At 60.9% G+C, this 26,687-nt stretch carries 26 protein-coding genes; 7 read left to right on the forward strand and 19 right to left on the reverse strand.

Annotated elements, in window-relative coordinates; translation table 11 throughout:
* Nucleotides 1–33: 33 nt before the first annotated feature.
* The 3 genes from ACG9DO_RS03880 to ACG9DO_RS03890 all read left to right on the forward strand — a co-directional run bounded on the left by ACG9DO_RS03880 (nt 34) and on the right by ACG9DO_RS03890 (nt 3,459).
* Entirely contained in the window at nt 34–2,250 is a 2,217-nt protein-coding gene (locus tag ACG9DO_RS03880; protein WP_394730413.1) for a M13 family metallopeptidase, read from the forward strand.
* A gap of 74 nt (nt 2,251–2,324) precedes the next feature.
* Nucleotides 2,325–3,119: an undecaprenyl-diphosphate phosphatase gene (locus ACG9DO_RS03885; protein ID WP_394730414.1), complete on the forward strand. Its 795-nt coding sequence runs from the start codon at nt 2,325–2,327 to the stop codon at nt 3,117–3,119.
* 82 nt (nt 3,120–3,201) lie between these two features.
* Nucleotides 3,202–3,459 (forward strand): hypothetical protein, encoded by a 258-nt coding sequence (locus ACG9DO_RS03890; RefSeq protein ID WP_394730415.1) that lies wholly within the window; start codon nt 3,202–3,204, stop codon nt 3,457–3,459.
* A 4-nt stretch (nt 3,460–3,463) separates the two neighbouring features.
* Here the strand turns inward: ACG9DO_RS03890 and phhA are convergent, their stop codons facing one another.
* Entirely contained in the window at nt 3,464–4,405 is a 942-nt protein-coding gene (gene phhA, locus ACG9DO_RS03895; protein ID WP_394730416.1) for a phenylalanine 4-monooxygenase, read from the reverse strand.
* Nucleotides 4,406–4,461: 56 nt separating this feature from the next.
* Here phhA and ppk2 point away from each other — a divergent pair, with 56 nt between their 5' ends.
* Nucleotides 4,462–5,253, forward strand: a complete 792-nt coding sequence (gene ppk2, locus ACG9DO_RS03900) for a polyphosphate kinase 2 (RefSeq protein WP_394730417.1) — start codon at nt 4,462–4,464, stop codon at nt 5,251–5,253.
* A 141-nt stretch (nt 5,254–5,394) separates the two neighbouring features.
* Here ppk2 and ACG9DO_RS03905 read toward each other — a convergent pair whose 3' ends face one another.
* From ACG9DO_RS03905 to pabB, 12 genes are all read right to left on the reverse strand, one after another.
* On the reverse strand, nt 5,395–6,261 hold the full coding sequence (locus ACG9DO_RS03905; RefSeq protein WP_394730418.1) for a MaoC family dehydratase N-terminal domain-containing protein: 867 nt from the start codon (nt 6,259–6,261) through the stop codon (nt 5,395–5,397).
* An 8-nt stretch (nt 6,262–6,269) separates the two neighbouring features.
* Entirely contained in the window at nt 6,270–7,502 is a 1,233-nt protein-coding gene (locus ACG9DO_RS03910) for a CoA transferase (protein ID WP_394730419.1), read from the reverse strand.
* Nucleotides 7,495–8,682: an acyl-CoA dehydrogenase family protein gene (locus tag ACG9DO_RS03915; RefSeq protein WP_394730420.1), complete on the reverse strand. Its 1,188-nt coding sequence runs from the start codon at nt 8,680–8,682 to the stop codon at nt 7,495–7,497. The genes ACG9DO_RS03910 and ACG9DO_RS03915 overlap by 8 nt, the downstream gene beginning before the upstream one ends.
* 81 nt (nt 8,683–8,763) lie before the next feature.
* Complete coding sequence (locus ACG9DO_RS03920; protein WP_394730421.1) at nt 8,764–8,985, reverse strand: hypothetical protein; 222 nt, start codon at nt 8,983–8,985, stop codon at nt 8,764–8,766.
* Nucleotides 8,978–9,262: a hypothetical protein gene (locus ACG9DO_RS03925; RefSeq protein WP_394730422.1), complete on the reverse strand. Its 285-nt coding sequence runs from the start codon at nt 9,260–9,262 to the stop codon at nt 8,978–8,980. The genes ACG9DO_RS03920 and ACG9DO_RS03925 overlap by 8 nt, the downstream gene beginning before the upstream one ends.
* Nucleotides 9,263–9,428: 166 nt before the next feature.
* Nucleotides 9,429–10,457: a GTP cyclohydrolase II gene (gene ribA, locus ACG9DO_RS03930; protein WP_394730423.1), complete on the reverse strand. Its 1,029-nt coding sequence runs from the start codon at nt 10,455–10,457 to the stop codon at nt 9,429–9,431.
* Nucleotides 10,458–10,513: 56 nt separating this feature from the next.
* Nucleotides 10,514–11,308: an exodeoxyribonuclease III gene (gene xth / locus ACG9DO_RS03935; protein ID WP_394730424.1), complete on the reverse strand. Its 795-nt coding sequence runs from the start codon at nt 11,306–11,308 to the stop codon at nt 10,514–10,516.
* A gap of 388 nt (nt 11,309–11,696) precedes the next feature.
* Entirely contained in the window at nt 11,697–12,371 is a 675-nt protein-coding gene (locus ACG9DO_RS03940; protein WP_394730425.1) for an outer membrane lipoprotein carrier protein LolA, read from the reverse strand.
* A 79-nt stretch (nt 12,372–12,450) separates the two neighbouring features.
* On the reverse strand, nt 12,451–12,618 hold the full coding sequence (gene rpmG, locus ACG9DO_RS03945; RefSeq protein WP_010233410.1) for a 50S ribosomal protein L33: 168 nt from the start codon (nt 12,616–12,618) through the stop codon (nt 12,451–12,453).
* A 156-nt stretch (nt 12,619–12,774) separates the two neighbouring features.
* The gene (arfB, locus tag ACG9DO_RS03950) at nt 12,775–13,191 is read right to left on the reverse strand and encodes an alternative ribosome rescue aminoacyl-tRNA hydrolase ArfB (protein ID WP_394730426.1); all 417 of its coding nucleotides are present in this window, start codon (nt 13,189–13,191) and stop codon (nt 12,775–12,777) included.
* A complete protein-coding gene (locus tag ACG9DO_RS03955; protein WP_394730427.1) occupies nt 13,184–13,909 on the reverse strand; it encodes an RluA family pseudouridine synthase in 726 nt (241 codons plus the stop codon). Before ACG9DO_RS03955 ends, arfB begins: the two co-directional genes overlap by 8 nt.
* A 107-nt stretch (nt 13,910–14,016) precedes the next feature.
* On the reverse strand, nt 14,017–15,831 hold the full coding sequence (pabB, locus tag ACG9DO_RS03960) for an aminodeoxychorismate synthase component I (RefSeq protein ID WP_394730428.1): 1,815 nt from the start codon (nt 15,829–15,831) through the stop codon (nt 14,017–14,019).
* 106 nt (nt 15,832–15,937) lie between these two features.
* Here pabB and ACG9DO_RS03965 point away from each other — a divergent pair, with 106 nt between their 5' ends.
* Nucleotides 15,938–17,464, forward strand: a complete 1,527-nt coding sequence (locus tag ACG9DO_RS03965) for a helicase HerA-like domain-containing protein (RefSeq protein WP_394730429.1) — start codon at nt 15,938–15,940, stop codon at nt 17,462–17,464.
* 38 nt (nt 17,465–17,502) lie between these two features.
* Here the strand turns inward: ACG9DO_RS03965 and ACG9DO_RS03970 are convergent, their stop codons facing one another.
* The 5 genes from ACG9DO_RS03970 to ACG9DO_RS03990 all read right to left on the reverse strand — a co-directional run bounded on the left by ACG9DO_RS03970 (nt 17,503) and on the right by ACG9DO_RS03990 (nt 22,894).
* Nucleotides 17,503–18,903 carry a sensor histidine kinase gene (locus ACG9DO_RS03970; protein WP_394730430.1) on the reverse strand — a complete coding sequence of 467 codons (1,401 nt, stop codon included), beginning with the start codon at nt 18,901–18,903 and terminating at the stop codon, nt 17,503–17,505.
* On the reverse strand, nt 18,900–19,646 hold the full coding sequence (locus ACG9DO_RS03975; protein ID WP_394730431.1) for a response regulator: 747 nt from the start codon (nt 19,644–19,646) through the stop codon (nt 18,900–18,902). Before ACG9DO_RS03975 ends, ACG9DO_RS03970 begins: the two co-directional genes overlap by 4 nt.
* A gap of 109 nt (nt 19,647–19,755) precedes the next feature.
* Entirely contained in the window at nt 19,756–20,427 is a 672-nt protein-coding gene (locus ACG9DO_RS03980) for an EF-hand domain-containing protein (RefSeq protein WP_394730432.1), read from the reverse strand.
* A gap of 211 nt (nt 20,428–20,638) precedes the next feature.
* Nucleotides 20,639–21,019 (reverse strand): VOC family protein, encoded by a 381-nt coding sequence (locus tag ACG9DO_RS03985; RefSeq protein WP_394730433.1) that lies wholly within the window; start codon nt 21,017–21,019, stop codon nt 20,639–20,641.
* Between the two features lie 69 nt (nt 21,020–21,088).
* Entirely contained in the window at nt 21,089–22,894 is a 1,806-nt protein-coding gene (locus ACG9DO_RS03990) for an aminopeptidase P family protein (RefSeq protein WP_394730434.1), read from the reverse strand.
* 128 nt (nt 22,895–23,022) lie between these two features.
* On the opposite strand from ACG9DO_RS03990, the gene ACG9DO_RS03995 reads away from it, so the two are divergent.
* Together ACG9DO_RS03995 and ACG9DO_RS04000 are read left to right on the forward strand one after the other, a co-directional pair.
* Entirely contained in the window at nt 23,023–25,200 is a 2,178-nt protein-coding gene (locus ACG9DO_RS03995; RefSeq protein WP_394730435.1) for a S9 family peptidase, read from the forward strand.
* Entirely contained in the window at nt 25,197–25,604 is a 408-nt protein-coding gene (locus ACG9DO_RS04000) for an acyl-CoA thioesterase (protein WP_394730436.1), read from the forward strand. The genes ACG9DO_RS03995 and ACG9DO_RS04000 overlap by 4 nt, the downstream gene beginning before the upstream one ends.
* 3 nt (nt 25,605–25,607) lie before the next feature.
* Here the strand turns inward: ACG9DO_RS04000 and ACG9DO_RS04005 are convergent, their stop codons facing one another.
* Nucleotides 25,608–26,687, reverse strand: a complete 1,080-nt coding sequence (locus ACG9DO_RS04005) for a sugar-transfer associated ATP-grasp domain-containing protein (RefSeq protein WP_394730437.1) — start codon at nt 26,685–26,687, stop codon at nt 25,608–25,610.

Below are 26,687 nucleotides of genomic sequence, written 5' to 3' on the forward strand. Positions count from 1 at the left end.
GTGTTTGCGGTGTGCACACTGATTGATGGGACAATGATCGTGACAAGAACTTTCCTCGCGGCTGGCGCCAGCGCGCTTGCGCTCGTAGCTGCCAGCCCGGCGCTCGCTGGCCCTGGCCCTGTCTCCGGGTCTATCTCTGGCCACGACCACGGCGAACCCGTGCATGCCCAAGCCGAGCGCAGTGTAGCCGACACGCCGGACGCTGGAGCCCGCGCATTTCCGACAATGGACTTCGGCTCCTGGGGGGTTGCCCTCGACATGCTTGATAGCTCGATTGAACCGGGCGACAATTTCAATTCCTATGTCAACGGTCTGTGGATCGCACAGAACGCAATTCCGGCCGACCGCCAGCGCTTCGGCGCATTCGACCTGCTGCAGGAGAAATCCATTGTCGATGTCGAGACATTGGTCGCGGACCTTGTCGCGTCCGATCCCGCGCCCGGCACCGCTGCGCGGCGCATCGTCGATTCCTATAACGCCTATCTCGATACCGGCGCGATCGATGCGTCAGGTCTAGCGCCCGCGCAGCCCTATCTCGCGGAGATATTTGCCGCCCCGGATCTCGCGCGCCTTGCCGAACTGTTCGAAACACCCGGGTACCCTGCGCTGGTGAGTGCGGGCGTCACTGTCGATGCCCTTAACCCAACCCAGCATGCTGTCTCGATCGGCTTTAGCGGCATGGGTCTGCCTGATCGCGACTATTATTTGGTCGAATCCGAGAGTAATTTGCGGGTCCGTGCGGCCTATCTCGACTACCTGACCACCCTGCTGACAGCCGCTGGCTATGAAGCACCGCGCGCTGCGGCGGAGGCGGTCTATGCGTTTGAACACAAGGTGGCGGAGCTTGAATGGGCGCGCCAGATCCTGCGCATTCCGAAACTCACATATAACGAGCTTTCGCCGGAACAGCTGGTCGAGCTTGCGGGTGGCTTCCCGATCGAGAAAGTGCTGGCAGCAGGCCGGTTCGATACGCAGGAGCGCTTTCTTGCTCCGCAAATTCCGCCCACTGCTGAAGAGATTGCAGAGCTTGGTCTGACGCAGGAACAGCTCGGCATGATTGGCGGCGGCCTGCCAGCGATGATGCACTTGCTGACAGAGACGCCGCTCGCGACACTCAAGGCCTATATGGCCGCGCGCTTTCTCTCCAGCAATGCTGACATCCTTTCAAGTGAGCTCGATGCCGCCAGTTTTGACTTCTCAGGCCGCGCAATTGCGGGCCGTGAGGAGCAGCGCGCGCGCTGGAAACGTGCGATCAGCGCGGTTGAAGACCAACTCGGCGAGCAATTGGGTGCGCTCTATGTCGAGCGCTATTTCCCGCCGGAAAGCAAGGCGCGAATGAACGCGCTGGTCTCCAATCTCAAGCGCGCGATGGCAGGGGCGCTCGACGAGAATGAATGGATGACCGAGGCAACGCTTGCAGAAGCCAAGGCCAAGCTCGACGGATTTGTTGCCATGATCGGTTACCCCGAGGAGTTCGAGACCTATGACGGTTTGGCAATTACCTCTGACGATCCGCTTGCCAACCGCATCAACACGATCCGCTGGAACATGCATGATGCCCATGCCAGGCTCGGTCAGCCGGTCGATCCAAGCGAGTGGGGGATGCTACCGCAGACGGTCAACGCCTATTACTCGCCGTTGACCAACCGGATCGTGTTTCCAGCCGCAATCCTGCAGCCGCCCTTCTTCAACGCAAGCGCTGATCCGGCGGTCAATTATGGCGGTATCGGCGCGGTAATCGGCCACGAAATCGGCCACGGTTATGACGATCGCGGTTCGCAATATGATGCGCAAGGCGCCTTGCGCAATTGGTGGCAGAAAGAAGACCGTGAGGAATTTGAAGCGTTCGCGGCGCGCATGGCGGAGCTCATCGAGGCCTATTGCCCGGTCGACAGTCCCGAAGGCCCGGTGTGTCTGCGCGGCAAGCAGTCGATGGGCGAAACGCTGGGCGATGTTGTTGGCCTGCAGATGGCCTATCGCGCCTATCGCCTTTCGCTGAATGGCGAGGAGGCACCGGTTATTGACGGCTTGACCGGCGATCAGCGCTTCCTGCTCGGGTTTGCGCAGATCTGGCGCGGAATGGAGCGCGAGGAAAGCTTGCGCGACCGGTTGATGACCGCGGTTCACCCACCTGGAGAATTCCGCCTGAACAATGCGGTGCGGCATCTTGATGCCTGGTATGATGCATTCGGCGTGACGGAAGGGCATGCGCTCTATCTCCCGCCTGAAGAACGCATCCGGATCTGGTAGTGATCGTGGGCGGCCCAGTCCTAATACGAGATAAGAATTGACTTGAGGCACCCATACCTCAAAGGGCAAGCCTCATGGACCTGCTACAACTTCTCCTGATTGCGATCGTGCAGGGAATCTCCGAATTCCTGCCAATCTCATCATCCGGTCATCTGATCCTGATCCCCTACCTGACCGAGTTCCGGGATCAGGGACCGTTGATCGATGTCGCAGTGCATGTGGGCTCGCTGCTCGCGATCATCATCTATTTCTGGCGCGATGCCTGGGGGCTGGTGCGCGGTGGCCTCTCCAATGTCGGGCTGGCTGATGACCCGCATCAGAAGAGCCTGTTCTGGTGGATCGTCATCGGCACGATACCGGCGATTCTGCTGGGAGGCGCATTCTACGCGTTTGATGTGCTCGACAGCTTTCGTTCAACCACGCTCGTTGGCATCAACCTGATTGTCTTCGGCATTCTGCTCGGCCTCGCCGACCAGATTGGACGTCAGGAGAAGACCTATGAAGAGCTCACTTTTCGCGATGCCTTGCTGGTCGGTCTCGCTCAGGCCCTCGCGCTGATACCCGGAACCAGCCGGTCCGGAGTGACCATGACGATGGCGCGTGTGCTGGGCTACCAGCGGGTTGAAGCGGCTCGGTTCTCCTTCCTGCTTTCGATGCCGGCGGTTGCAGGCGCGGGCGTGCTGATCGCCTTCGATCTCGCCGACGCGACAGCAGGGATGCAAACGGATGCTTTGATCGCGGGGGCGCTAACTTTTGTCTCCGCATTTCTGACAATGGCGTTCCTCATGAACTTCCTCAGGAAAGCCTCGATGATGGTGTTCGTCGTCTACCGCGTTTTGCTGGGAGCAGGCTTGCTGCTCTTCTTTTAGGGTAAACGCACCTACTGGGCTGCCGGAACCAAATGTTGCCGCGGCGTGTTATGGTCATGAAGCAAACAAGGACCACGCAGCCATGGCACTTCTGGTGCTGATATTGATGGGAAGCCTGATCGGCTGGATTGCCACAATCATTGTGCGCATCGAAGATCGCGCGGGCATTCTCAAGCATATCGCGATCGGCGTGACGGGTGCGCTTGTAGTGGGCTTGTTCGCCAATGGCGGAGCGTTCATGGGGGGCTTGAATGCGGTTGCCTGTGTTGCCGCATTGGCAGGCGCGAGCGCTCTGCTCGCCGGATTTGTTTTCCTGCAGCAGCGCACCCAGTCAGAGTAAATCGTCAGACAGGCTTTGCGCCGCTGCCTCTACCGCCGCGCAGCAGATATTCCTGCGTTCCGCGGTGCAGCACGTTGTCGACATCGATCACTGCTGAGTTGGCGTAGGTAAACGCAGGCGAGAGATTGCGATACAGTCGGTCAAAATCGCGCTCTACCGTCTGCCGGTACAAATCCTCGAAACTTTCGATCACGAAATAGGTCGGCTGGAGATCGCTGATGACGTAATCGGTGCGCATGACGCGGTCGACATTGAGCATGATGCGATTGGGACTTTTCGCTTCGGTGGCGAATACGACCTCGGTGGGCCCTGACAGGATGCCTGCGCCATAGGCACGGATATCGTCGGGCGCTTCTTCGATCAGGCCGAACTCGACCGTGTACCAGTAAAGCGAGCCCAGCGCTTTCAAGCGGTTGTAGCGCATCGCCTTCCACCCGGCGCAGCCATATTCCTGCATATAGTCGGCGAACACCGGGTCGGTCAGCATCGGCACATGCCCGAACACATCGTGGAACACGTCAGGCTCCTGAATGTAGTCGAAGGTTTCGCGCGTGCGGATGAAATTGCCCGCCGGGAAGCGGCGATTGGCCAGATGCCAGAAGAACACGTGATCGGGGATCAGCATCGGAACCGGCACCACGCTCCACCCGGTGAGCGCGGTCAGCTCTTCCGACATGGCTTTGAAGTCCGGTACGCCGCCGCGCCCTAGATCTAGCTTGTCGAGGCCAGCCACAAAGGCACTGGCTGCGCGACCTGGCAGCACCTCCATCTGGCGCGCGAACAGATCGTCCCAGATAGCGTGCTCTTCCGGGGAATATTGCGTTTGTGCCGGCTCAAGCCAGTCATCACCGACATGCGCAGGCTTTTTCAGCGGCGCGGTAAAGACATCCGCCGGCAAATCGGGCAGGACAGTGTAATCCTGAGTATCGGTCGTGATCGTGGCCATAGTTTCAATTGCAACCATATCAGGATGCGTGGGCTGTGACTAGAGAGGATATGCGGATGGGAAAGCGGGACGAGAAGCTCAAGCGCAAGGAATATGAGGAACTGCTGGAGCCGCTCGAAGAGGAGCTTGTAGCGATGGCGCGCTGGGTTCGCGCGACCGGGCAGCGGATCGTGGTGCTGTTCGAAGGACGCGACACGGCGGGCAAGGGCGGCGCGATCCGTGCGGTCAGCCAGCGGCTCAATCCGCGCCAGTGCCATATCGTCGCGCTTTCCAAACCGTCCGAGGACGAACAGACGCAGTGGTACTTTCAGCGCTATATCAAGCATTTGCCCAGCGCAGGCCAGATCGTGCTGTTCGACCGCAGCTGGTACAATCGCGCTGGCGTCGAAAAAGTGATGGGCTTTGCCGATGACGCGCAGGTGGAAGCTTTCCTCAAGCAGGCCCCGGTGTTTGAACAGCAGCTCGTCGATGACGGGATCTTGCTGTTCAAGTACTGGCTGACGACCGATCAGGACAATCAGGAAGAACGCTTGCGCGAGCGGCTTGAGGATCCACTCAAGCGCTGGAAGCTCTCGCCGATCGATCTGGCTGCGCGGGGCAAGTATCAGGCCTATACCGATGCGCGCGAAGCGATGCTGGCCGCCACGCACACGGACCATGCGCCGTGGACGCTGGTCGATTTCAACGATCAGAAACGCGGGCGGCTGACGCTGGTGCGCGATTTGCTGGATCGGTTGCCGGACACGCGGATCGAACCTCCGCCGCTGGACTTCCCCGAGCTTGGGCATGAGCCGCTTGAGGAGACCTATGGGGTACTGAAGCCGATTGAGGATTATCCGATGGACTAGGGTTTAACAATAAAGTGGCGGCAGCCAAAGGGCGACCGCCCGCCGGCCGTTAGGCCGCCCCCTCGGAGGCGTCCGCGCAGCGGACTGGCTGCGAGAGAGAGCGCTAAACGTCGGAGGGCGCGGGTGGCGATGGCTGTAATACTAAAGCGTGGCCGAGGCCTTCACGCACTGCCGCCCATCGCTGTCAAAAGTGCCAAGCTCCAGCCCTGCGTCATTCCTGCGCATGGCCAGATGCAGTGGCTCATCCGCGATCGCAGGCGAAACGGCGCGGAAGTTGAACGTCTTCAAGCAATTGTCGCCATATTCGCGCTCAGCCATCTGCATCAGCAGGCTCGCCATCAGCGGGCCATGCACGACCAGCCCGCGATAGCGCTCAACGTTGCGCGCATAGGGCAGATCGTAGTGAATGCGGTGTGTGTTGAAGGTCAGCGCGGAATAGCGGAACAGCAGTCGCGGATCGGGCGTGATCGTTCGGTGCACGTCCCACGCTGACGGATCGAAAGTTCCGTCAGACGGCTCGGGCGGCGACAGCGGCGCGTCCGGAGCGACGGCATCGCGATAGACCAGCGTCTGCATCTCGTGGATCGCTTCTACGCCATCGGCACGCGTGAAATGTTCGACAGTCACAAACCCGAGCGGGCCGGATGAACCCTCTTTCTCCGCAATCGAGACGATGCGGCTGACGCGCTCGATTTGAGCGCCGATACGCAGCGGCTCGAGGAATTCGATCTCGCTCGCCGCCCACATCCGGCGTGGCAGCGGGATCGGCGGAAAGAAGCTTTGCGGGGTGTCATCGCGCAAAGGGTGGCCATCATCGCCAAGCGCCGCAGACGGGGCCTCTGGAGTGCCAAGTACGAAGTGGACCCCCTGTGACATGATCCCGTCATCCGGAGCCAAAAGGTCGAAGGTCGCGAGCCAGCGTGCGGCAAGCGCCTCGTCCAGCCTGTCTCTCGACACGGTCTCGCGCCCGATCCACGCCGACCATGTGTCCGTATCTTGCGCCATCATGCGCCCCCTTACTTAGAACCCCCGTCACTCAAGCCGACGACCCCAGCATCAACCAGCCGCCCGATCTCCCCTGAGGACAGGCCCAGCCTTTCAGCGAGTACTTCTTCACTATGCTGGCCGAGATAGGGCGCAGGTTGCGGATCGCCTGCTTCGCGGCCCGGCATGTTTGCGAAGCTGCGCGTTGCGGGATATTCAAAGCCCGACGGGTTGGCAGGAGAGGGTCCGAACAGCGGGTTGTTCGTGACCAGCTCCGGATCGTTCGCGGCTTCATGTGCAGTGCGGTAGCGCTCGAAGGTGCAGCCCTGAGCGGCCATGCGCTTGGTCAGTTCGGCATAGTCATGGCTCGCTGCGACGGATTGGAACATCTCGAACAACCGGTGTCGGTGGGCAAAGCGCGGCTCGTCTCCCGAGGAGAAATCAACTCCGAGTTCGGTCTCAAGCGAGGCGATGCGCTCTGCCACATCGAACGCTGCGATCAGCCCGTCCCATTGCTTGGGGGTAAGCGCGGCAACCATGAAGCGCTTGCCGTCCTTCGAAAGGAAGTCCCGCCCGAATGCGCCCCAGATCGCATTGCCCAGACGCTCGCGGTCTCTCCCCCGGTAAAGCATCTCGGCCATTCCGCCCGAATTGGCGAGCGTGCCGATCGCGACATCGCCCAAGGGCACGCGCACTTCGCTCCCTTCGCCGGTCATGTCGCGGTGGCGCAGCGCGGCAAGCAGCGCGAAAGCGGAATAGGCGCCGGTGATGAAGTCCCAGGCGGGCATCACCTGGTTGATTGGCGGTGCAGTGTCCGGGTCCCAGTCTTCGGGGCCGGTCATCAGAGGATAGCCCGAGGCTGCGTTGACGGTGAAATCCATCGCCTGCCGTCCGTCATGCCAGCCCATGATGCGCAAGGACACCATGTCGGGACGCCCTTGCTCAAGCACTGAATGCTTGAGGAAGCTGTGTTCGGGTAGATTGGTGATCAGCTGCCCTGTCTTGCGGGCGAGTTCCACGCATAGCTCCCGCCCCTCCCCTGATCGCAGATCGAGCGCGACGGACTTTTTCGCGCGGTTGAGGTTCTCCCAGCTCAGCGAGCGGCCTTCTCTGGTCAGCATGAAGCGGTCGTAATCGAGTCCGCCTGCCACGTGATCGACGCGGATGACCTCAGCGCCCATCTGCCCGCAATAGAGGCCCACCGTGGGCGATGCGACGAAGCTGGAAACTTCGATCAGCGAAAGGCCCGACAGGAGGTTATACATTCTCGAAGTTCCGCAGCATTTGTTTCGCGATCACGAGTTGCATGATCTGCGTCGTGCCTTCGTAGATGCGATAGATGCGGGCATCGCGGTAAAAGCGCTCCGCCTCGTATTCAGCGAGATAGCCCGCGCCGCCATGGATCTGGACACAGCGATCGGCGACCCGGCCGCACATCTCGCTGGCGAACATTTTCGCGCTGGCGCACTCGACAATCGCCTTGCCTTCGTTCGCCTTGGCCGCTGCATCTCGCAGCATGCATTCAGCGGCATAAAGCTCGGCCTGACTGTCCGCGAGCATCGCCTGGATCAGCTGAAAATTGGCGATAGGCTCGCCGAAGGCCTTGCGTTCGGTCGCATATCTGGTCGCGGTCTTGAGGATGCGGCTGGCATAGCCGCAGCTCGCCGCAGCGACTGAAAGCCGTCCGTTGTCGAGGCTCTGCATCGCGGTCGCAAAGCCCTTGCCTTCTTCCCCGCCGAGCAGAGCGTCGCCATCAACCTGCACGTCATCCATGTAGATATCACAGATGTTGGAGCCATCCTGCCCCATCTTCTTGTCAGGCTTGCCGACCGAGATACCCGGCGTATCCATCGGCACCAGAAATGCGCTGACGTGCGCGTTCTTGGGCAGCGCCGCATCATGGGTGCGCGCCATGATCAGCGCGAGTTTCGCTTGCCCTGCATTGGTGATGTAGCGCTTGGAGCCATTCAGGACATAGCCATTGCCATAGCGTTTTGCGGTCGTCGCCATCGCAGCGGAATCGCTGCCCGAACCCGGCTCGGTGAGGCCGAAGCAAGCGATCTCGCCGCTCGCGATGCGCGGCAGCCAATGCGCCCTTTGCGCCTCGGTCCCGCTGTTCTTGATGGCGCTGCACACCATGCCGAGATTGATCGAGATGATCGAGCGATAGGCCGGATGCGCTTGCGCGAGCGTGCGGATCGATTCGACATATTGCGGGATATTCATGCCAGCCCCGCCGAACTCCTCCGGCGTGGTCAGGCCAAACATGCCCATTTTGCGCATTTCGCTGAGGATGTCGTCCGGAACGCAGCCCTGTTCGAGCACTTGCGGCTCAGCCGGGATCAGCCGTTCATGGACATAGCGATCCAGCTGGCTGAGGAACTGCGCGAAAACCTCTGCGTCCATCCCGCCGGTATCGGTAATTGCCTGCGCTGGCGTTGCCATGCTGCTCGCTCTCCCTGCTCACATTGTCATGAGCGTCTCTGCCGTGGAAGATGCTACGGCGCAATGGGTGGCGGCTTGAAACTAGTTTTCTTTCGGCTCTGCTGGCGCAGGTTTCTGGCCAGGCCTGCCTGCTGCGATCATTTCCTCGGCTTCTGCAAGGGCCTGCGCTTCATCAGGCGTTGTGGGACCGGGCGGCACCGGCTCGTTGCCACATGCACAAAGCAAAAGGGCGAGCCCGCCAAGGCCCGCCCTCAATACCTGCGTGCGACTGGCGAGTGCCGGACGCCTCACCGGATTACTCACCGGCAGCTGCTGCGGCTGCTTCTGCCGCAGCGATGACGTCTTCTGCATCGTCCGCCGCCGTCGTGGCCTCCTCCACCGTTACCGGTGCGGGCGTTTCCGCCTCAGACATCGCGCCGTCATCGGCGACCGGCTCTTCGTCGACTCCTGCAAGCGCCTCTTCAGCGGGCATCTCTACAGATTCTGCTTCCGCTTCCGATGAAGCATCATCCGAGCTGCCGCACGCAGCAAGAACGAGCGCTGCGCCTGATACGATTGCGAATTGAGCGAATTTCTTCATTGCTTGTGATCTCCGATATCCAAGTTCCGCAAGTGAGCGGCCGGCTGCGGTTTAGCCTCCCCGTAGGTCAGTCGCCAAGCCACAACGTGATTTTCCCCACCGCGCGCCGCAGCCGCGCAACCGTTCGCCGAACGGCGTCGCAGGATCGTGGCGTGAGTTTGTCAGACTATTGCAGCAGGTGCCCAGACTTGTCGCGCTTGGTGGCGAGATAGCGGACATTATGCGGGTTGTCCGGGAGCTGGTGCGGCACCCGTTCTGCCACCTTGATCCCCGCATTGGCAAGCGCGTCAACCTTGGCCGGATTGTTGGTCATCAGTCGGACTTCGTCGACGCCAAGCAGCTCCAGCATCCGTGCGGCGGTCGCGAAGTCACGCGCTTCATCGGGCAAGCCCAGCCGCTGGTTCGCTTCAACCGTGTCGTATCCCTGGTCCTGCAGCTGGTAAGCGCGCAGCTTGTTGACGAGGCCAATCCCGCGTCCCTCCTGGCGCAGGTAAAGCAGCACGCCCCAGCCGCCGTCTTGCGCTTGCTCTGCCATTGCATGGAGCGAGGCGTCCAGCTGCGGGCCGCAGTCACATTTGAGGCTGCCCAGCACGTCGCCTGTCAGACATTCGGAATGGAGGCGGACAAGCGGGATTCCAAAGCCATGGCCGCGCCCGATCACCAGCGCGATATGTTCGCGCATGTCTTCTGTGCTGCGGAAAGCGATAATCTCGGCTTCTTCGCTGGCGGTTACGGGCAGCTTCGCCCGGCTGGCGATAGTCAGAAGGCCGGTGTCGCTGCGGGCGGCGACATCGCTTGCGGTTAAAGTGTGCGCTTCGCCTGCACTCGCGGGTTCTACCAGAAATGCTGGCAGAATTCCGGCTATCCGCGCAAGCTCGAGGGCTGCTTCGGCGACATCGCACCATTCCAGCAGTTCCGCTCGGAATGGTCCTTTCATGGGGTAGCGCAGGTCCAGGGAGGGGTCGGCCGCCGCCCGCGCCGTCTCGAGCGTGAACGCCTCGCCAGCACGAATCAGGACCGGCGCGTGTGGGGCGGCCGCCTCGCGTTGATTGGAGAGTTTGAGCGTTGCGGCTCGAGCCGCAGATATCAGCATGGCCTCGCTCGTCGCCTTGGCCGCAATCGCCGTCTCCGCCGGCAGCAATGTGATCGGCAAAGCGCCTTCACGAACAAACCGCAGCGGCCAGCCATGCCGCAAGGCATCGACCGCCTGCGCCGCGCGGCGCTGTGGGGAAACCGAGGCTGTATCCTCGTTCAGAGGTCGAACTCCGTGATCAGCGGAATATGGTCACTGGGCTTTTCCCAATCTCGTGCATCTTCGCGCAAGTGGTGGCCGGCCGCTTGTCTGGCAAGCTCCGGGCTGGCCCACATGTGGTCGAGCCGCCGCCCGCGGTCATTCGCCTTCCAGTCCTTCGCGCGGTAACTCCACCAGCTGTAATAGCGCTCTGGGTCCGGCACGAACTCGCGCCCGAGATCGACCCAGCCATGCGCATCCCTGAAGCGATCGAGGGTTTCGACTTCAATCGGCGTGTGGCTGACAACCTTGAGCAATTGCTTGTGGTTCCAGACATCGCTTTCCAGCGGCGCGATGTTGAAATCGCCTACGATCAGGGTCGGGCGGTCAACAGCATCGGCCCAGCGCGTCATTCGTTCGAGAAAATCGAGCTTCTGCCCGAATTTCGGATTAACCTCGCGGTCCGGCTCGTCGCCGCCCGCAGGCACGTAGACGTTTTCCAGGATCATACCCTGGCCCGGCCCGAGCAATTCCACCCCGACATGGCGCGCTTCGCCATTGTCCTGCCAGTCATGGCGGCTGAATTCCTTCAGCGGAATCCGGCTGATCGTGGCAACACCGTGATAGCCCTTCTGGCCATGGATCGCCTGATGCTCATAGCCCAGCTTTGCCAGCGCTTGAGCCGGGAACTGCTGCTCCTGACACTTGATTTCCTGCAGGCAGAGGACATCAGGTTGCTCTTCGGCAAGAAAGCGCTCGACGATCGGCAGTCGCAAACGGACCGAGTTGATATTCCAGGTAGCGATAGAAACCATGAGGGCGGGATAGGGTCGTCCTGCACTGTTGTCTATCGCTCTAGGTGACCAGAATGGGTTGTCGGACCAATTCTTGGTCACGGCAGTCAAAGGCCGACTGGCCGTCGCGCCTTATGGCGCGGAAGCCAAGCGCACGGATGCGAGTGACGACGTTTGAGGCAAAACAAAAAAATCTACTAAAAAACCCCCGTCCCGGGGGCATTGGGACGAGGGTTCTTCATGAGCGTTCGTCACGCTTGGGCAAGCCAGTTCGTGGTTCTGCGAGCAACAGGGGGGAAACCCGCTTTCCCTCTGACTTGTTGAGATAAATTACGCCTTTTTCGCTTTCGCGTAAATGAACAACGGCGCGCTTTTGTCGTATTCCTACAACCAGCTACCGTCCAAGCGTTCAGCGCGGACGACGAGACGATTGGCGCGGATCGCGGAAGGTGAAGGCATCATCGCTCACCGCGACTCCATATCGGTGATTCCTCAAGCGTACGGTCGTACGATAGTTTTGTGCATCCAGCGCCACCCAGTTGGTGAGTTGAAGGCCTCCCGGTGCTGTCGCGCTGCGTACGAAAATCATGGTGATCGTGCCGAATTCCGGCCGGCTCGGATCACGCACTTCGATGCTGACGACATCAGGATTGTTGGTCGGAACCAGTTTGCCATACTTGGAGACGTCGCGATCGGGATCCAGCAAGGCGCCCAGCGGAGAGCGACGGATCGGCCAGCGCTGGACCTGGTCCACTTCGTAGTCGACGAGGTAAAGCGAACGCCCGTTCGAGACGACCAGCATCTGCGCATCGTCCTGGTACTGGAAGCGGATCTTGCCCGGGCGCTTCAAGGTCAATTGGCCGGCGACCGAATTGCCCATGCGGTCCGTCTGGGTGAAGTCTGCCTTCATGGTCGAGATGGCGCGCAGGGCCGTCACGGCGCGGTCGAGCTGAGCCTTCTCGGTGCTGGAATTGGCTTGCGCGTATGCCGGCGTGCTCAGCGTCGCTGCTGCCGGCAGCGCAAACGCCAACACTCCCGCTGCAGCAGCGAGCGCGGCATGCCTGATGTCTGGAAGTTTGATCATGCTTCGCGGTCTAGCGACGAAGCGTTGAACCGCAACTGAATTCATGGATGTCCCACCGTTCACACGGGGGGCAAGAAGATCACTTGATCTTGGCTTCCTTGAATTCGACATGCTTGCGAACAACCGGATCATACTTACGGAAAGTCATCTTTTCCGTGATGTTGCGCGGGTTCTTCTTCGTCACGTAGTAGAAGCCCGTGTCTGCGGTCGAGACGAGCTTGATCTTGACGGTTGCTGGCTTCGCCATGACGGTTTCCTAAAATCGAGTGAGGCCACATGCGGGCCGAAAATACAACGGCGACGCGCCCAAAAAATTTGGCAGCGCCGCCTTTCAGCGCGCGCAATTGGTCGATTCACACGGAAAAGTCAAGCTGCGAGAGTCACTTCGCGCGCGTGCGTCAGCCTACCAATCGGAGCGGCTGACCTTGCCGCGCTTCGCTTTGACTTCGCCGCGCGCCTTCTTGCTCTTGAGACGCTTTGTCTTGCCGACGCGGTTGACGCGGCTCTTGGCGCGCTTCTTGGGAACGCGGTGCGCGGCTTCCAGCAGCTCCGCGAGTTTCTCTCGCGCCTCCTGGCGATTCGCGTCCTGTGTGCGGTGCGAGCGCGCGGTAATCAGCAGGTCTCCGTTCGCGGTGAGCTTGCTGCCGGCAAGCGCGCGCAATCTTGCGAAGACCGGTGGAGGCAAACGCAACCGGTAGATATTGACGCGCAGCTGGACTTCGGTGGCAACCTTGTTGGCGTTCTGTCCGCCCGGGCCGGAACCGGCCAGGAAACTTTCCTCGGCCACAGCGTAGGCGCGGTCGAGCAGGCCTTCATCCATCAGTTTCAGCGGGCTTTCGCGCAGGTGGTTCAGGCGGCTCAGGTGCTGAGAGGCCAGTCCGGGCAAAGTCCTCAGGGAATGGCGCGTAAGCACTCACCGAACCCTTGCCCGGGCGAGCCATGTGAATGGCTTCGGCATGCAACATCGTGCGCGGCGCGCCCTTGTTCTGTCCGCGCACAGGACCGTAGACCGGATCGCCCAGCAGCGGCGTGCCGAGACCTTGCAAGGCGTGAACCCGAAGCTGGTGCGTGCGCCCCGTTTCAGGGCGGAACCGGATCAAGGATCGCTTGCGGTCTCCTTCGCTGATGGTCTCAAGCAATTCCCAATGCGAAACAGCGGGCTTGCCCTTCTTCGCTGCGATCATCCGCCAGCCTTTCTCGGCCGAACTGATCTTCGCAAGATTGAGTGCAATCGTGCCGGATTGCTCCTCGGGTTCGAAATCGATCACAGCGAGATATGTTTTGCCAACGAGCCGGTCCTCGAACGCCTTGTTGAAGCGCTTGAGCGCCTTGGGATTGCGCGCCAGCAGTAAGCACCCGCTCGTATCGGTATCGAGCCGGTGGACCGCCACCGGAGGCCGCTGAAAGCCGAGCTTCAGTTCCTCGATATGATCCCACAATGCTGGGCCGCCGCGCTTGGGGCGATCGACCGGAAGCCCGGCGGGCTTGTTGATGACGAGCGCTTCGCCGTCTTCGTAAAGGATTTCAATGGGGGACATACAATAATCCGTTCGCCCTGAGCCTGTCGAAGGGCCGGACTTCTTGTTCGGAATCGTCGCTATAAGAAATGCAGGGCTTCGACAAGCTCAGCCCGAACGGCATTCTTTCAGATCAATTCAGCCCTGAACAGCCCGCGAACCGCATTGCCTAGCCAGAAACCGCCCGCGAGATCATCGAGCGTCAAATCGGCCTCGCGCGCCTTGCCGCTTTCGATGAGCGAGCGCCGCAAGACGCCTGGCAGCAGGCCCAGCCCGGCAGGTGGAGTCAGCAGCGCGCCATCATCAGCGCGCACAAATATATTGGTGTAGCTTCCTTCTGTGACAAGCCCGTCATCACGCACGAGGATCGCTTCAGATGCGCCTTCATGCTGCGCCACTGCGAGCGCCTCCTCATAGAATGCACGGTCGGTTGTCTTGTGACGCAATCGCCAGTCCCCAGGTTCGACTGGCAGCGGCAGGGCAATCACGGTGACAGGTTCACTGGTTGCCTGTGGCATTGGTGCCGCTTCAAGCGCGATCTCGCCTCGGCGCGAGCCCAGTAGGCGGATTTTGCGCGGCGTTTCGAGATCGAAGCAAAGCGCCTGAATCTGGTTGCGCGCCGCATGGCGGTCAAACGCAAAGCCCAGCACCTCGGCGCTTGCCTTCATGCGCTCGAGATGCAGTTCGAGCAGTTCGATGCCGGTTTCCGGATCAAACCGCATGGTCTCGATCAGGTCAAACTGCGCTGCGCGATGCTCTGGCGAGGATCGCCGAGCAAACCCGGCTTTGACTTCGCTCTCGCGGCGCTCGGCCAGCGCCTCGCTATCCGCGACGATAGCAGATCCGACTCCCAATACGGCGGAGCCTTGTGCGTTCTCGATCGGGGTCAGGCGCAAGGTCCGGATTGCAACGTTGAACGCGGCATCTCCATTGGCATCAATCCGGCCCAGCGCACCGCAATAGGGCCCGCGCGCTGCACTTTCGTGCTGTGCGATCAGTTCCATTGCTCTGATCTTCGGCGCGCCGGTGATCGAGCCACAGGGGAACAGTGCGCGGACAAGGTCCATCGCCCCCTTGCCCGGGGCAAGCTTCGCGCTGACGGTTGAGACCATCTGATGGACGGTGGGATAGCTCTCGATGGCAAACGGTGCATCGACGTGCACACTGCCTGCCTCGGCCACCCGGCTGAGATCGTTGCGCATCAAATCGACGATCATGAGATTTTCGGCCTTGTCCTTCTCGGACGATGCGAGGTCCTCAGCCAGCGCTGAATCCTCTGCCGCGTCGCGCCCGCGCGGCCGCGTTCCTTTCATCGGCTTGACCCGTGCGGCACCGACTTGCAACGAAACGAACAGCTCGGGCGAAAGGCTGAGCAGATAATGCGAGCCATCGAACAGCACTCCGCCGTAGCCCGCCTGCGCTGCAGGGCGCAGCGCGGCATAGAGTGCGATTGGATCGCCGCGATAGGAACCGGCGAGGCGGTAGGTGTAATTGACCTGGTAGATGTCGCCTGCGCGGATCGCGTCCTGAAGCGCGACAAAGCCTGCTTCATATCCACCAGTGGAGAGCTGTGGCACGAGTGGACCGATGCTGGCCGTCCCGCTGCCGCCACTCTGTTCCAGCCATTGTGGAACCTGATCCGCTGCTATGATCTCAGGCGCATCGAACAGGCCGAGCCAGACCAGGGGGCCATCTGCGCCCGAACGTTCATCTGCCAGTCTTGCCAGCTTCGGTTCGAGCGCCAGGCCCGCTTCATAGGCGATATAGCCTGCCAGCGTTCCGCCAAGCTCCTTGTGTGCTCGTTCAGCACAGGCAAGCACGGTTTCAACATGCTCTGCGCGATAAGCAGTGAACACTTCGCGCGGGTTCGCAAACAGCTGCGCCGGAGCAGCGCCGCTCGCACGCGCATCATCAAGCAGGAGGAATGGCGATTTCTGACCCATCGCATTCTGCCTTAGCCACTTCGCGCGACAAGTCGAGAACTTGACCGCACGCCCCCCGTTGTTTCACTACGGCGGAAACGACTGAAGGGCGGAGACAAATACACCCATGAGCCAGATTTTCCTCGGACTCGCCAGCAATGGCGAGAAGCAATATCTCGATCTTGGCCGGGCCAACCGGCACGGTCTGGTTGCAGGGGCAACCGGCACCGGCAAGACCGTGACGCTGCAAGGCATGGCGGAAAGCTTTTCTGCCGCGGGCGTACCGGTATTCGTCGCCGACGTGAAAGGTGACCTTTCCGGCGTTGCGATGCCCGGCTCGCCCACCTTCAAGCACGCCGACAAGCTGGAAAGCCGCGCGAAGGAACTGGGCATGGACGATTATGCCTATTCGGATAACCCGGTCGTGTTCTGGGACCTTTATGGGGAGCAAGGCCATCCGATCCGCACGACGGTCTCTGAAATGGGCCCGCTGTTGCTATCGCGCCTGCTCGACCTTAACGACACGCAAGAAGGCGTGTTGCAAATTGTCTTCCGCCATGCCGATGAGAACGGCTTGCTGCTGCTTGATTTCGGTGATCTGCAAGCGGTGCTTGCCTGGGCGGCGGAAAACGCGAGCGAGCTTTCCGGCAAGTACGGCAATGTTTCAAAGCAATCGGTCGGCGCGATCCAGCGCCAGCTTTTGAGCTTCGAATCGCAAGGTGCGGATATGTTCTTTGGTGAGCCTGCGCTGGAAATCGACGATTTCCTGAAAGTGGACGAGCAAGGCCGCGGCAACATTAACGTGCTCGCAGCGGACAAGCTGATGCGCAGTCCGAAGCTCTATGCGACGTTCCTCTTGTGGTTGCTCGCAGAACTGTTTGAAAGCCTGCCTGAAGTGGGCGATCCGGAAAAGCCGAAGCTGGTGTTCTTTTTCGATGAAGCCCACCTGCTGTTCGATGATGCGCCCAAGGCGCTGGAAGAAAAGATCCAGCAGGTCGTGCGCCTGATCCGCTCCAAAGGAGTCGGCGTCTATTTCGTGACACAGAACCCGATCGACATTCCTGAAGAAGTCGCAGGCCAGCTTGGTAACCGGGTGCAGCATGCTCTGCGCGCCTTCACGCCGCGTGATCAGCGCGCGATCAAGGCTGCGGCTGAGACATTCCGCATCAATCCGGATCTCGATGTCGAGGAAGCGATTACGGAATTGAAGGTCGGCGAAGCGCTGGTTTCGACGCTCGACGATGACGGCGCGCCAACCATCGTCCAGCGCACGCTGATCAAGCCGCCGCGCTCACGGCTCGGTCCGGTCACCGCAAAGGAGCGGGCGATCATTCAGTCGATCAGCCCGGTCGAAGGCAAGTACGACACGGCGGTTGACCGCGAGAGCGCGGAAGAAGTGCTTGCGCAAAAAGCGGCTGATGCTGCCGCAACTGCGCAAGAAGTCGCTGAAAAGGGCGAAGAGGAAGTCAGCAAGCGTAGCCGAACGACCGCCAGCTGGTGGGAGAAGGCGGGCAAGGCAGGGATCAAGGCGGCTGCCGGCTCAATGGTCTCGATCGGCGTGGCGGCGGCACTCGGCAGGAAGTCGAGCGCAGATCCCGTGCGCACGGGTGCGAATGCGTTTGTCCGCAACGTGCTCGGCAGCCTGATGCGTTAAAGTCGATCAGCGCGCTGGCGGATCGGATCAAATCTGCATCAAAGCGGCAAGCGTAGCTCAGCGCTTAGGCCGCCGGTCTCGCGGTTGGCGAGCGTCAGCGTTCCGCCGTGCAACTCTGCCACAGCGCGAGCGAGCGTCAGGCCGAGGCCTGCGCCTCCAGTGGCTCGGTTTCGGCTGGTCTCGCCGCGCGCGAAGGGTTTGAGCAGGCCTTCGATGCGCTCCTCGTCAATGCCGGGTCCATCATCCTCGATCCTGAAGACAGCCTTCCCGTCTTCTTCAGCCACGCTGACTTGTGCAGACCCGCCATAGCGCACCGCATTGCCGATGAGGTTGCGCAAGGCGCGCCTCAGCCAGGTGACGCGCACCGCAGCGACCACGCGCGCGCCATCGACCATGGAGACAGGCTCGCCCATGTCTTCATACTCCTCGACCAGCGATGCGGCGAGCGCGGTGCAGTCGGTCCGTTCAGCGGGTTCGGTTGCGCGGCCAACCCGGGCGAGGTTGAGGATGTCGTCGAGCGAGGAAGTAAGCTCCTCAATGCTGTCTGCCATCCGCGCACGCTGCGCATCGTCAGGCACGTTCTCGATCCGCACGCGCAAGGCAGCAAGCGGAGTCTTGAGATCATGACCGATCGCGCCGAGCATGACGTCTTTTTCGTCCAGCAGAGCGGCGATACGCGTTTCCATCGCGTTATGAGCAGCAATGAGGCGGCGCATGTCGGCCGGGCCGGTTTCCTCGATCAACACGGTTTCACCCGGTCGCTGTGCGAAGTCGGTCAGGCGCGACGTGAGCTGCGCAAGCGGCCTTGTAAGCCTGCGCAAGGCAAAGAACATCGCCGCAAAAAGCACCGCGAAGATGACCAGTGTCTGCACCAGGATGCCGCCCAGAACCCCGCGATCGCGCTCCGGTTCAGGCACGCGGACAACCTGCCAGCGCCCGAATTCAGGGCGCTCAATCGCTGCGATGACGAGCCTGCGCCGTTCCCATCCAGGCTGTGCGATCCGCGGAAAACGCTCCACGCGTTCGCGGACAAAAAGATCGTCACCGGCCCGCTTGCGGGTCACTGCCAGGTTCCCTGCATTGATCCCCTGAGCTTCGAGAAGTTCGCGCAAGCGCACCTCGTATCGATTAATGCGATCGTCTCGAGCTATTGCGGGGGCATCTATCCGTCGCTCGATAGGTAAGCGCAAACGGCCGCCGTCATTGAACAATGCGCGACCTGCCCGGCGTGCTTCACCGCGCAGTCGAATCCGTTCAGCTCGCGGCGTTTCGCGCGCGATTACCACGCGCAGCGCTATCGCGTTGATCACTGCTTCTTCGCGGCGCTGCTCGGCGGCGCGGAACAGCAATGCCGCGGAAATGACCTGCGCCAGCAGCAAGGCGATGGCGAGTACCAGCATGACCTGGCCAAGCAGGCTTTTGGGCAGCAATCGGCTCATGCGAAGGTATCGGGTGCGACGCGCCGTACGTCAGCCGCAAAGCGGTACCCACCGCCGCGCACTGTCAGGATCAGCTGCGGGTTGCGCGTGTCGGCCTCGATCTTGCGGCGCAGGCGACTGATCTGGTTGTCGACCGCGCGGTCGAACAAATGCGCCTCGCGGCCCTGCACCATGTCGAGAAGGCGGTCGCGGTCAAGCACCTTGTTGGCATTGTCAAGGAAAGCGCGCAGCATACGAAATTCGGCGGTTGAAATGGGCACTGCGACCTCGTCCGGATCGGTCAGCTGCTGCTTGAAGGGGTCGAGGCGCCAACCATCGAACAGGTAATGGGCATTGTCTTCGATCGCGTTCTGCGCCTTGCCGCCGCGCCGTGCGCGCCTCAAGACGCTGCGGATTCGGGCGACCAGCTCGCGCGGCTCGAACGGCTTGACGACATAATCATCCGCGCCCACTTCGAGCCCGACGATCCTGTCAGTCGCTTCACCGCGCGCGGTCAGCAGGATAACCGGCAAGTCGCGCGTTTCGACAAGGTGCCGGGTCAAGGAAAGCCCATCTTCACCCGGCATCATGATGTCCGCAAGGACAAGGTCGGGCTTGAGTTGCAGCAGAAGGCTACGCGCCTTCGCCGCGCTTTCTGCTTCGTGCACGGTAAAGCCTTGGCCAGAAAGATACTCAGCGAGCGGCTCGCGCAGGCTCGCCTCGTCATCGACAAGCAGGATGGTATCGGAGCTTGTGTCACTCATGGTTGCATGTCTTGCCGCATTGCCAAGCGGGGCTCAAGCAGAGAGGGTGCCCGAACCCCGACCGGCTGATCGCAAAAGGCTGATCCGAGGGTTGTGATCAGCCCCGCGTTCAGTTGCTTCCGCGACGCTCCATCCGGCGCTCACCTTTGCGTTCCTTGCGCGCTTCCTTCGCGGCTTCGCGCTCTTCAGCGGTGATCGTGCCGGAGCCATCGGTGTCGGCGCGAGCAAAACGGGCTTCGACCGCAGCATCGAATTCAGCACGACTTACGGCCCGGTCGCCATCGGTGTCCGCGCGTGCCATCATCGCCATCGCCCCGCTCCGCCCGCCAGCCTTGCCGCGCATGCCCATGCTGCCCCGTTCGCCGCGCGCTTCGCGAGCTGCAGCAAATTCTTCTTGAGAGATGCCTCCGCTGCCATCGGTGTCGAGCCGGGCGAACATGGCGTCGCCGCGTCCTTCACGGCGCTCTGCCAGCTTGTCTTTGCGCGCGTCACGGGCTGCCTGCATTTCTGCTTGCGTCACTTCACCGTCGCCATTCGCATCCATTTTTGCGAAGCGCTGTGCCTGATGTTCTGCGCGATCGGCAGCATCAAGCACACCGTCGCCATTGGCGTCCATGCGCTCGAACATCTGCGCGCCATGCGCGCTCGCTTCATCCAGCGTCACTACGCCGTCACCATCGAGATCAGGATTGTGCTTGCCGCCGTGGTTGTGTGCAGTGGCAATCGACGCGCCTGCCAGCGCCAGCGCTGCGGCAGAAAGGGTGAGGGTCAATTTCGTCATGTCTCAAGCTCCTGGTGGATAGTTCGGGGAGCAGCAGCACCAGACCCGTCGGAGGGAGGGAGATCAAGGAGGATTTCTGGATCGGTGCCGCTGCTCTTGGAGACATGTTCTAAGCCCCGACTGTCGCAGGAATATCCCTGCGCGAGGCAAATTTGTCGCAAGTTGTATCAGATGCGGAGGGAGGTTCATTCCTGCGCAAGAGAGGCGAGGCTCAACCCGCTGCGGTCATACAGAAGACGTTGAGCTTGTTGCCGTCCGGATCGCGGAAATAGCCTGCATAAAACCCGTCATCGCCGCGCGGGCCGGGCGCGCCTTCGTCGGAGCCGCCGTGCGCGATGGCCACGTCATAGACCTTGTGCACTTGCTCTGGCGTTTCGACTTGCAAGGCGACCATGGTGCCATTGCCGACTGTGGCAGGCTTTTCATCGAACGGCTTGGTCGCAGCAATGCCCGGCGCGCCGCCCAGCTCGCCCCAGGCAATGAACGTGCCGAAATCCATCATGCGCCCGACACCGAATTCCTTCGCGATGGCATCATAGAACGCTGCCGCACGCGGCAGATCATTAGTTCCCAGGGTTACATATCCGATCATCGTATCTCTCCTTTCCGACTCGTGTTGGGCAGGAACATTACGTGAACACAAATGTACTTACAAGCGGGATCAGAGCGGAGCGCATTCCTGTTCAAGCCAGGCCAGGTCTTCCCCGGAAAGCCGCGGCGCGAGCAATTTACGCACTTCGGCATGATAGCTGTCGACCCATGCGATTTCGGTCGGAGTCAGCAAATCGCGATCGATCAAGCGGCGGTCGAGCGGCACGAAGGTGAGCGTTTCGAAGCCGAAATAGTCGCCTTCCGCCCCTTCGATCTCACGCTTTTCCGTCAGGATCAGGTTCTCGATCCGAATGCCGAAATGGCCTTGCTTGTAATAGCCGGGCTCGTTCGAAAGGATCATCCCCGCCATCAGCTCCTGATCAGTGCCTGCCTGTCCGCCAGCCGCCTTGGAAATGCGCTGAGGCCCTTCATGCACGGACAGGAAGCTGCCCACGCCATGGCCAGTGCCATGGGCAAAATCGACGCCTGCAGACCACAGGAACTGCCGCGCAAAGCTATCGAGCTGGCTGCCAGCTGTCCCGCTCGGGAAGACCGCTTGTGCAATCGCGATATGCCCCTTGAGTACACGCGTGTTGCGGTCGGTCATTTCTTTTGTGGGCTCTCCCGGTCCGATCCATACGGTGCGCGTGATGTCGGTGGTCCCGTCAGGATATTGTCCGCCTGAATCGACCAGGTAGATGCTCGATGGCGGGATCGGAATGTTGCTGTCTTCATCGACCCGGTAATGCGGCAAGGCAGCGTGCGGCCCAGCGGCGGAGATGGTATCGAAGGAAAGGTCGCGCAAATCGCCATGCTCTTCGCGGAACGCTCTCAGCTTGGCGGCAGCGGTGAGTTCGTCGACCATGCCCGATGGGCCTTCGCGGCTCAGCCAGCGGAGAAAGCGCGTGACTGCCGCGCCATCGCGCGCTTGCGCATCGCGATGCCCTTGCTGCTCGACCGGGTTCTTGATCGCCTTGGGCAGGATCGTGGGGCAGCGGTTGAAGCTGACTTGAGCGCCTGCTTCTTCGAGCAACTGAGCAATGGCAGCGACGCCGTAATCGGGATCGACCGAAACACGCTTGCCGGAAAGTTCGCTGAGCGCTTCAGAAAAGGCGTCACGTTCACGGATAGTCACTGCATTGCCGAGATGCTGGGCAAGCTCAGGCGTGACCTTTTCAGGCGCGATGAACAGATCTGCGGTCCCGTCATCTCGTGCGATCACATAGGATAGGGCGACCGGCGTGTGATCGACATCCGAACCCCGAATGTTGAGCAGCCATGCGATCGAATCAAGAGCGGAGACCACCGCAGCATCATTCCCGGCGGCCTTCAGCGCGTCCGCGATTTCAGCCCGCTTTTCAGCTGATGAGCGCCCGGCATGGTCTTGGGTATGGACGACGGCTACCGCGTCAGAGGGTTCCGGTCGGTCCTGCCACACGGCGTCGATTGGATTGCTGGCGGCGGGCACCAGCGTGACGCCAGACTTGCCCAGCTGTTTTTCTACCGCATCCACCCATTTGCGGGTGTGGAGCCACGGATCGTAGCCAATGCGCGCGCCTTCGCCTGCATTTGCCGCAAGCCAGCCACCGATCGTTTCCTTGGGAATGGAGCAATAGTTGAAGAGATTGCCATCGACTTGCTCGCGCACCTGTACGGTGTAGCGTCCGTCGACAAACATCGCGGCCTTATCAGCAAGCACAACCGCGCTGCCTGCGCTTCCCCCGAATCCCGTCAGCCATGCCAACCTTTGCGCGTAGGCACCGACATATTCGCTGACATGTTCGTCACTGATTGGAACGACAAAACCATCAAGCTCCTGCCGCTTCAATTCCTTGCGCAACGCGTCCAGGCGCGCTTCATGGGTGTGCATCAACATCTGGTCGATTCCTTGCTTGCCGCGCTATCTCTTGCTCGGCGATAGTGTTTCGTTATGAGAGCCATCATAAGCTGCTTGCTTCCACGTTTCCAGTGAGGCGGCAGTCATTTCCGATCAGGATCCATGATATGAAACCCGTCAATCTGACTTTCCTCTCCCTTGCCCTTTGCCTTGCAGCCATGCCTGCAGCACCAGCGGCCGCAAATGACCAGAAGGACAAAACGACTGTGAGCCAAAAGGCCCCTGCAGCTCCTCCCATCGCGGAAAAGCGCGAACACTCCTACACCCATCACGGTATCACCATTTCCGATCCCTACCACTGGCTCAAGGACCAGTCCTATCCGACGGTCGATGACGAGGATGTGCTGGATTACCTGAGGGCGGAAAATGCCTGGTTCGAAGCGGCGATGGAGCCGCACAAGCAGATGACGGAAGCCTTGTTCGCGGAGATGCGCGCGAGGATCAAGGAAGATGACAGCTCGGTTCCGCAGAAGGACGGTGATTACCTCTACTGGAGCGAGTTCGAGGAAGGTGCGCAATACCGCAAGCATTACCGCAGGCCGGTCGCAGGCGGAGAGCCCCAGCTGATGCTCGACGAGAACGAGCTGGCCGATGGCCTCGAATATTTCCGCCTTGGCGCAATGTCCGTCAGCGATAGTGGCCGCTATCTCGCCTATTCAATCGACGACAACGGTTCGGAACGTTTTACCGCACGGATCAAGGACCTCGAGACCGGCGACCTGCTCGACGACGTGATCCCGGAAACCCTCTCAGGTCTGCACTGGGTCGCGAATGACACCATGATCGCTTATGGCAAGGCCAATGCGAACTGGCGGGTCGACAATGTCCGTCTGCACAAGGTTGGCTCTTCGGCTGACGAAGACATCGAGATCTACAAGGAAAGGGACATCAGCTTCGGTGTTGGTTCAGGCCTTTCAGCGCAGGATGACTGGCTCATCATTGCTGCTGGCGACAGCGAGACCAGCGAAGTGCGCTTGGTACGCACCGATGACCCGACCGGCGAGCAGATCCTTGTCAGCCCGCGCCAGAAGGGCCGTGAATACTCGGTCGATGTGCGCGGGGATGAACTGTTCATCTGGACAAATGACAATCACATCAATTTCCGGCTGGCCAAGGCATCGCTTGCCAATCCGGGCGAGTGGGAAACCGTCCTCGAAGGGTCCGACGAATTCTACTTGACCGGCTTCGAGCTGTTCAAGGACTTCTTCGTGACAGAAGGACGACTCAACGGCTTGGACCAGGTCCAGATCCGCACCTACGACGCGCCGCTTGAGGCTAAGCCGATCGCTTTCCCCGAGGCCAGCTATGACGCAGGGCTTTACAACAATCCTGAATACGACGTCAGCAAGCTGCGGCTCGCCTATGAGAGCATGGTCACACCGGATTCAGTCTATGATTACGACGTGAAGAGCGGCGCGCTCGAACTCCTCAAGCAGCAGGAAATCCCGAGCGGCTATGATGCTTCGCTCTATACGACCGAGCGCCTGGAGATCGAAGCGCGTGACGGAACCATGGTCCCCGTCAGCATTGTCTACCGCAAGGATCGTCAGATGGGCGGCCCGCTCCACCTCTATGCCTATGGCGCGTATGGCTATGCAATCCCGCCAGGCTTTTCGACCACGCGGCTCTCGCTTGTTGATCGCGGCTTCGCCTATGCCATCGCACATATCCGCGGCGGCGACGACCTTGGTCGGCGCTGGTATCTGCAAGGCAAGATGAATGAGCGGACCAACACCTTCAACGACTTTGTCGATGTCGGGCGCGGGCTGGTCAAGCTCGGCTACACCGCTGAAGGCAAGGTGACCGCCTCGGGCGGTTCCGCCGGCGGCGAGTTGATGGGCGCGGTGATCAACCAGGACCCCAAGCTGTTTGGTGCAGTCGCAGCCCATGTACCGTTTGTCGATGTGCTCAACACAATGCTCGATGAGAGCCTGCCGCTGACGCCCGGCGAATGGAATGAATGGGGCAATCCGATCAAGTCGAAGCAAGCCTTCGCCTATATCCTCAGCTACTCGCCCTATGACCAGGTGAGCGCGCAGGAATATCCGCCGCTGCTGGTGACAGCAGGTCTCAACGATCCGCGTGTGACCTATTGGGAGCCGGCCAAATGGGTTGCGAAGCTGCGCGATGTGAAGACCGACGATAATGTGCTGCTGCTGAAGACCAATATGGGTGCAGGGCATGGCGGCAAGTCAGGCCGGTGGAACTCGCTCTATGAGACTGCGGAGGAATTCACCTTCTTCCTCTGGCAGATGGGGATGATGGGCGAAAAGAGCGGCGAGTGACCTCGCTTTTTACCCGTACCTTTGCCGCTGAACCGGCGCACATCGACGAGCTTGGCCACGTCAACAATGCGGTCTGGGTGCAATGGATCCAGGACCTCGCCACTGCGCATTGGGACGCTGCGGCGAGGCCGGAGGACCATGCACACTTCTTCTGGGTCGTGGTCCGGCACGAGATCGACTATCGCGGCAATATCTCCGCAGGGGAGAGCGTGACGGGCGAAACCTGGATCGACGGTTCGCCCAAAGGCGCGAAGTCCGATCGCAGGGTGGATTTTCGCGCTGCGGGCGGCAAGGTGATTGTCTCTGCCCGAACGACCTGGGCGATGCTCGACAAAGAGACCCAGCGGCTTGCAAGGGTGCGGCCCGAAGTGGTCGCCCCTTTCCGACTGGCGGATGCCGAGTAGACCTTATCTAAGGACCTCACCGGTCGCTTCGATCCGGGCCCTCAGCCCCTGCTGGTTGATATTCTGAATCTCGATGCCGGGATGCGCGTTCACTTCGATCACCAGCGGGCCATCATTGACGTCGAGCACGATATCCGCGCCGCAATAGCCGAGACCCACGGCCGGGCCGCACCTGGCCGCCAGTTCAAGCACGAGCTTCCAATGCGGGATTTTGAAACCGATCAGGTTTACGCCTGTATCAGGGTGATGTGTGATGGGTTCGCCCTTCACAACCGCGCGCGTGATGCACCCGGTCTCCAGCGAGACTCCGGCACCAATCGCGCGCTGGTGCAGGTTCGCCTTGCCGTCCGATTCATTGGTCGGCAGCCGCACCATGGCCATCAGTGGATGTCCGTTAAGGCAGATCACGCGCAGGTCGGGCAACCCATCGGGAACCAGGTCAGCGAGCGCAGGGTCAGCCCGGATCAGCGGCTCGATCAAGGCCGCATCCTCCGCTGTGGAATCGCCTGAGAAGCCGCCATCCACGATCTTGCGGATGTGGTTGAGGACAAAGTCTTCGTCCATCGGTTTGCCTGAGCCGCGAAACCAGACATCCCGGTCCCGGCGCACCGAGAGCACGATACCGTCACCCTGCGAACCACGAGCGGGCTTGATTGCCCAGGCATCGGGCATGTCGCGCAAGGGTTTGAACGCCATTAGCTTCTGGTGGTCGTCGATCACGGCGACCGTGCCGCTGCACGCGATCCCCGCAGCTTCCATCGCGACCTTTGCCGCCACCTTGTCTCGCGCGCGCTCGATCGCAATGCGGGGATTGTACTTCGCGATCAGCGCATTGCGCGCATTGATGCCGAGAATCTCGTCGAGCGCGTTAGCCGACGGCGGCGAGGCCGCAGGTGAAGGTCTGCGGACCTGCAATCGCTTGCGCTTCGCGTCGACTTCGGGTTCGGGTTTGGGCTCAACCTTGGGCGCATCTGGAACGTGCTCAGCCTGGCGCATTTCCTCATAGGCCCGTGAGACAATGTCCACGGTCTCCTGACGTCCAAGCTGCTGCTCAGCGACGAGTTTTCGGATATCGATCCGCAT

The sequence above is a fragment of the Altererythrobacter sp. GH1-8 genome, assembly GCF_043702085.1.
Taxonomy (GTDB): domain Bacteria; phylum Pseudomonadota; class Alphaproteobacteria; order Sphingomonadales; family Sphingomonadaceae; genus Erythrobacter.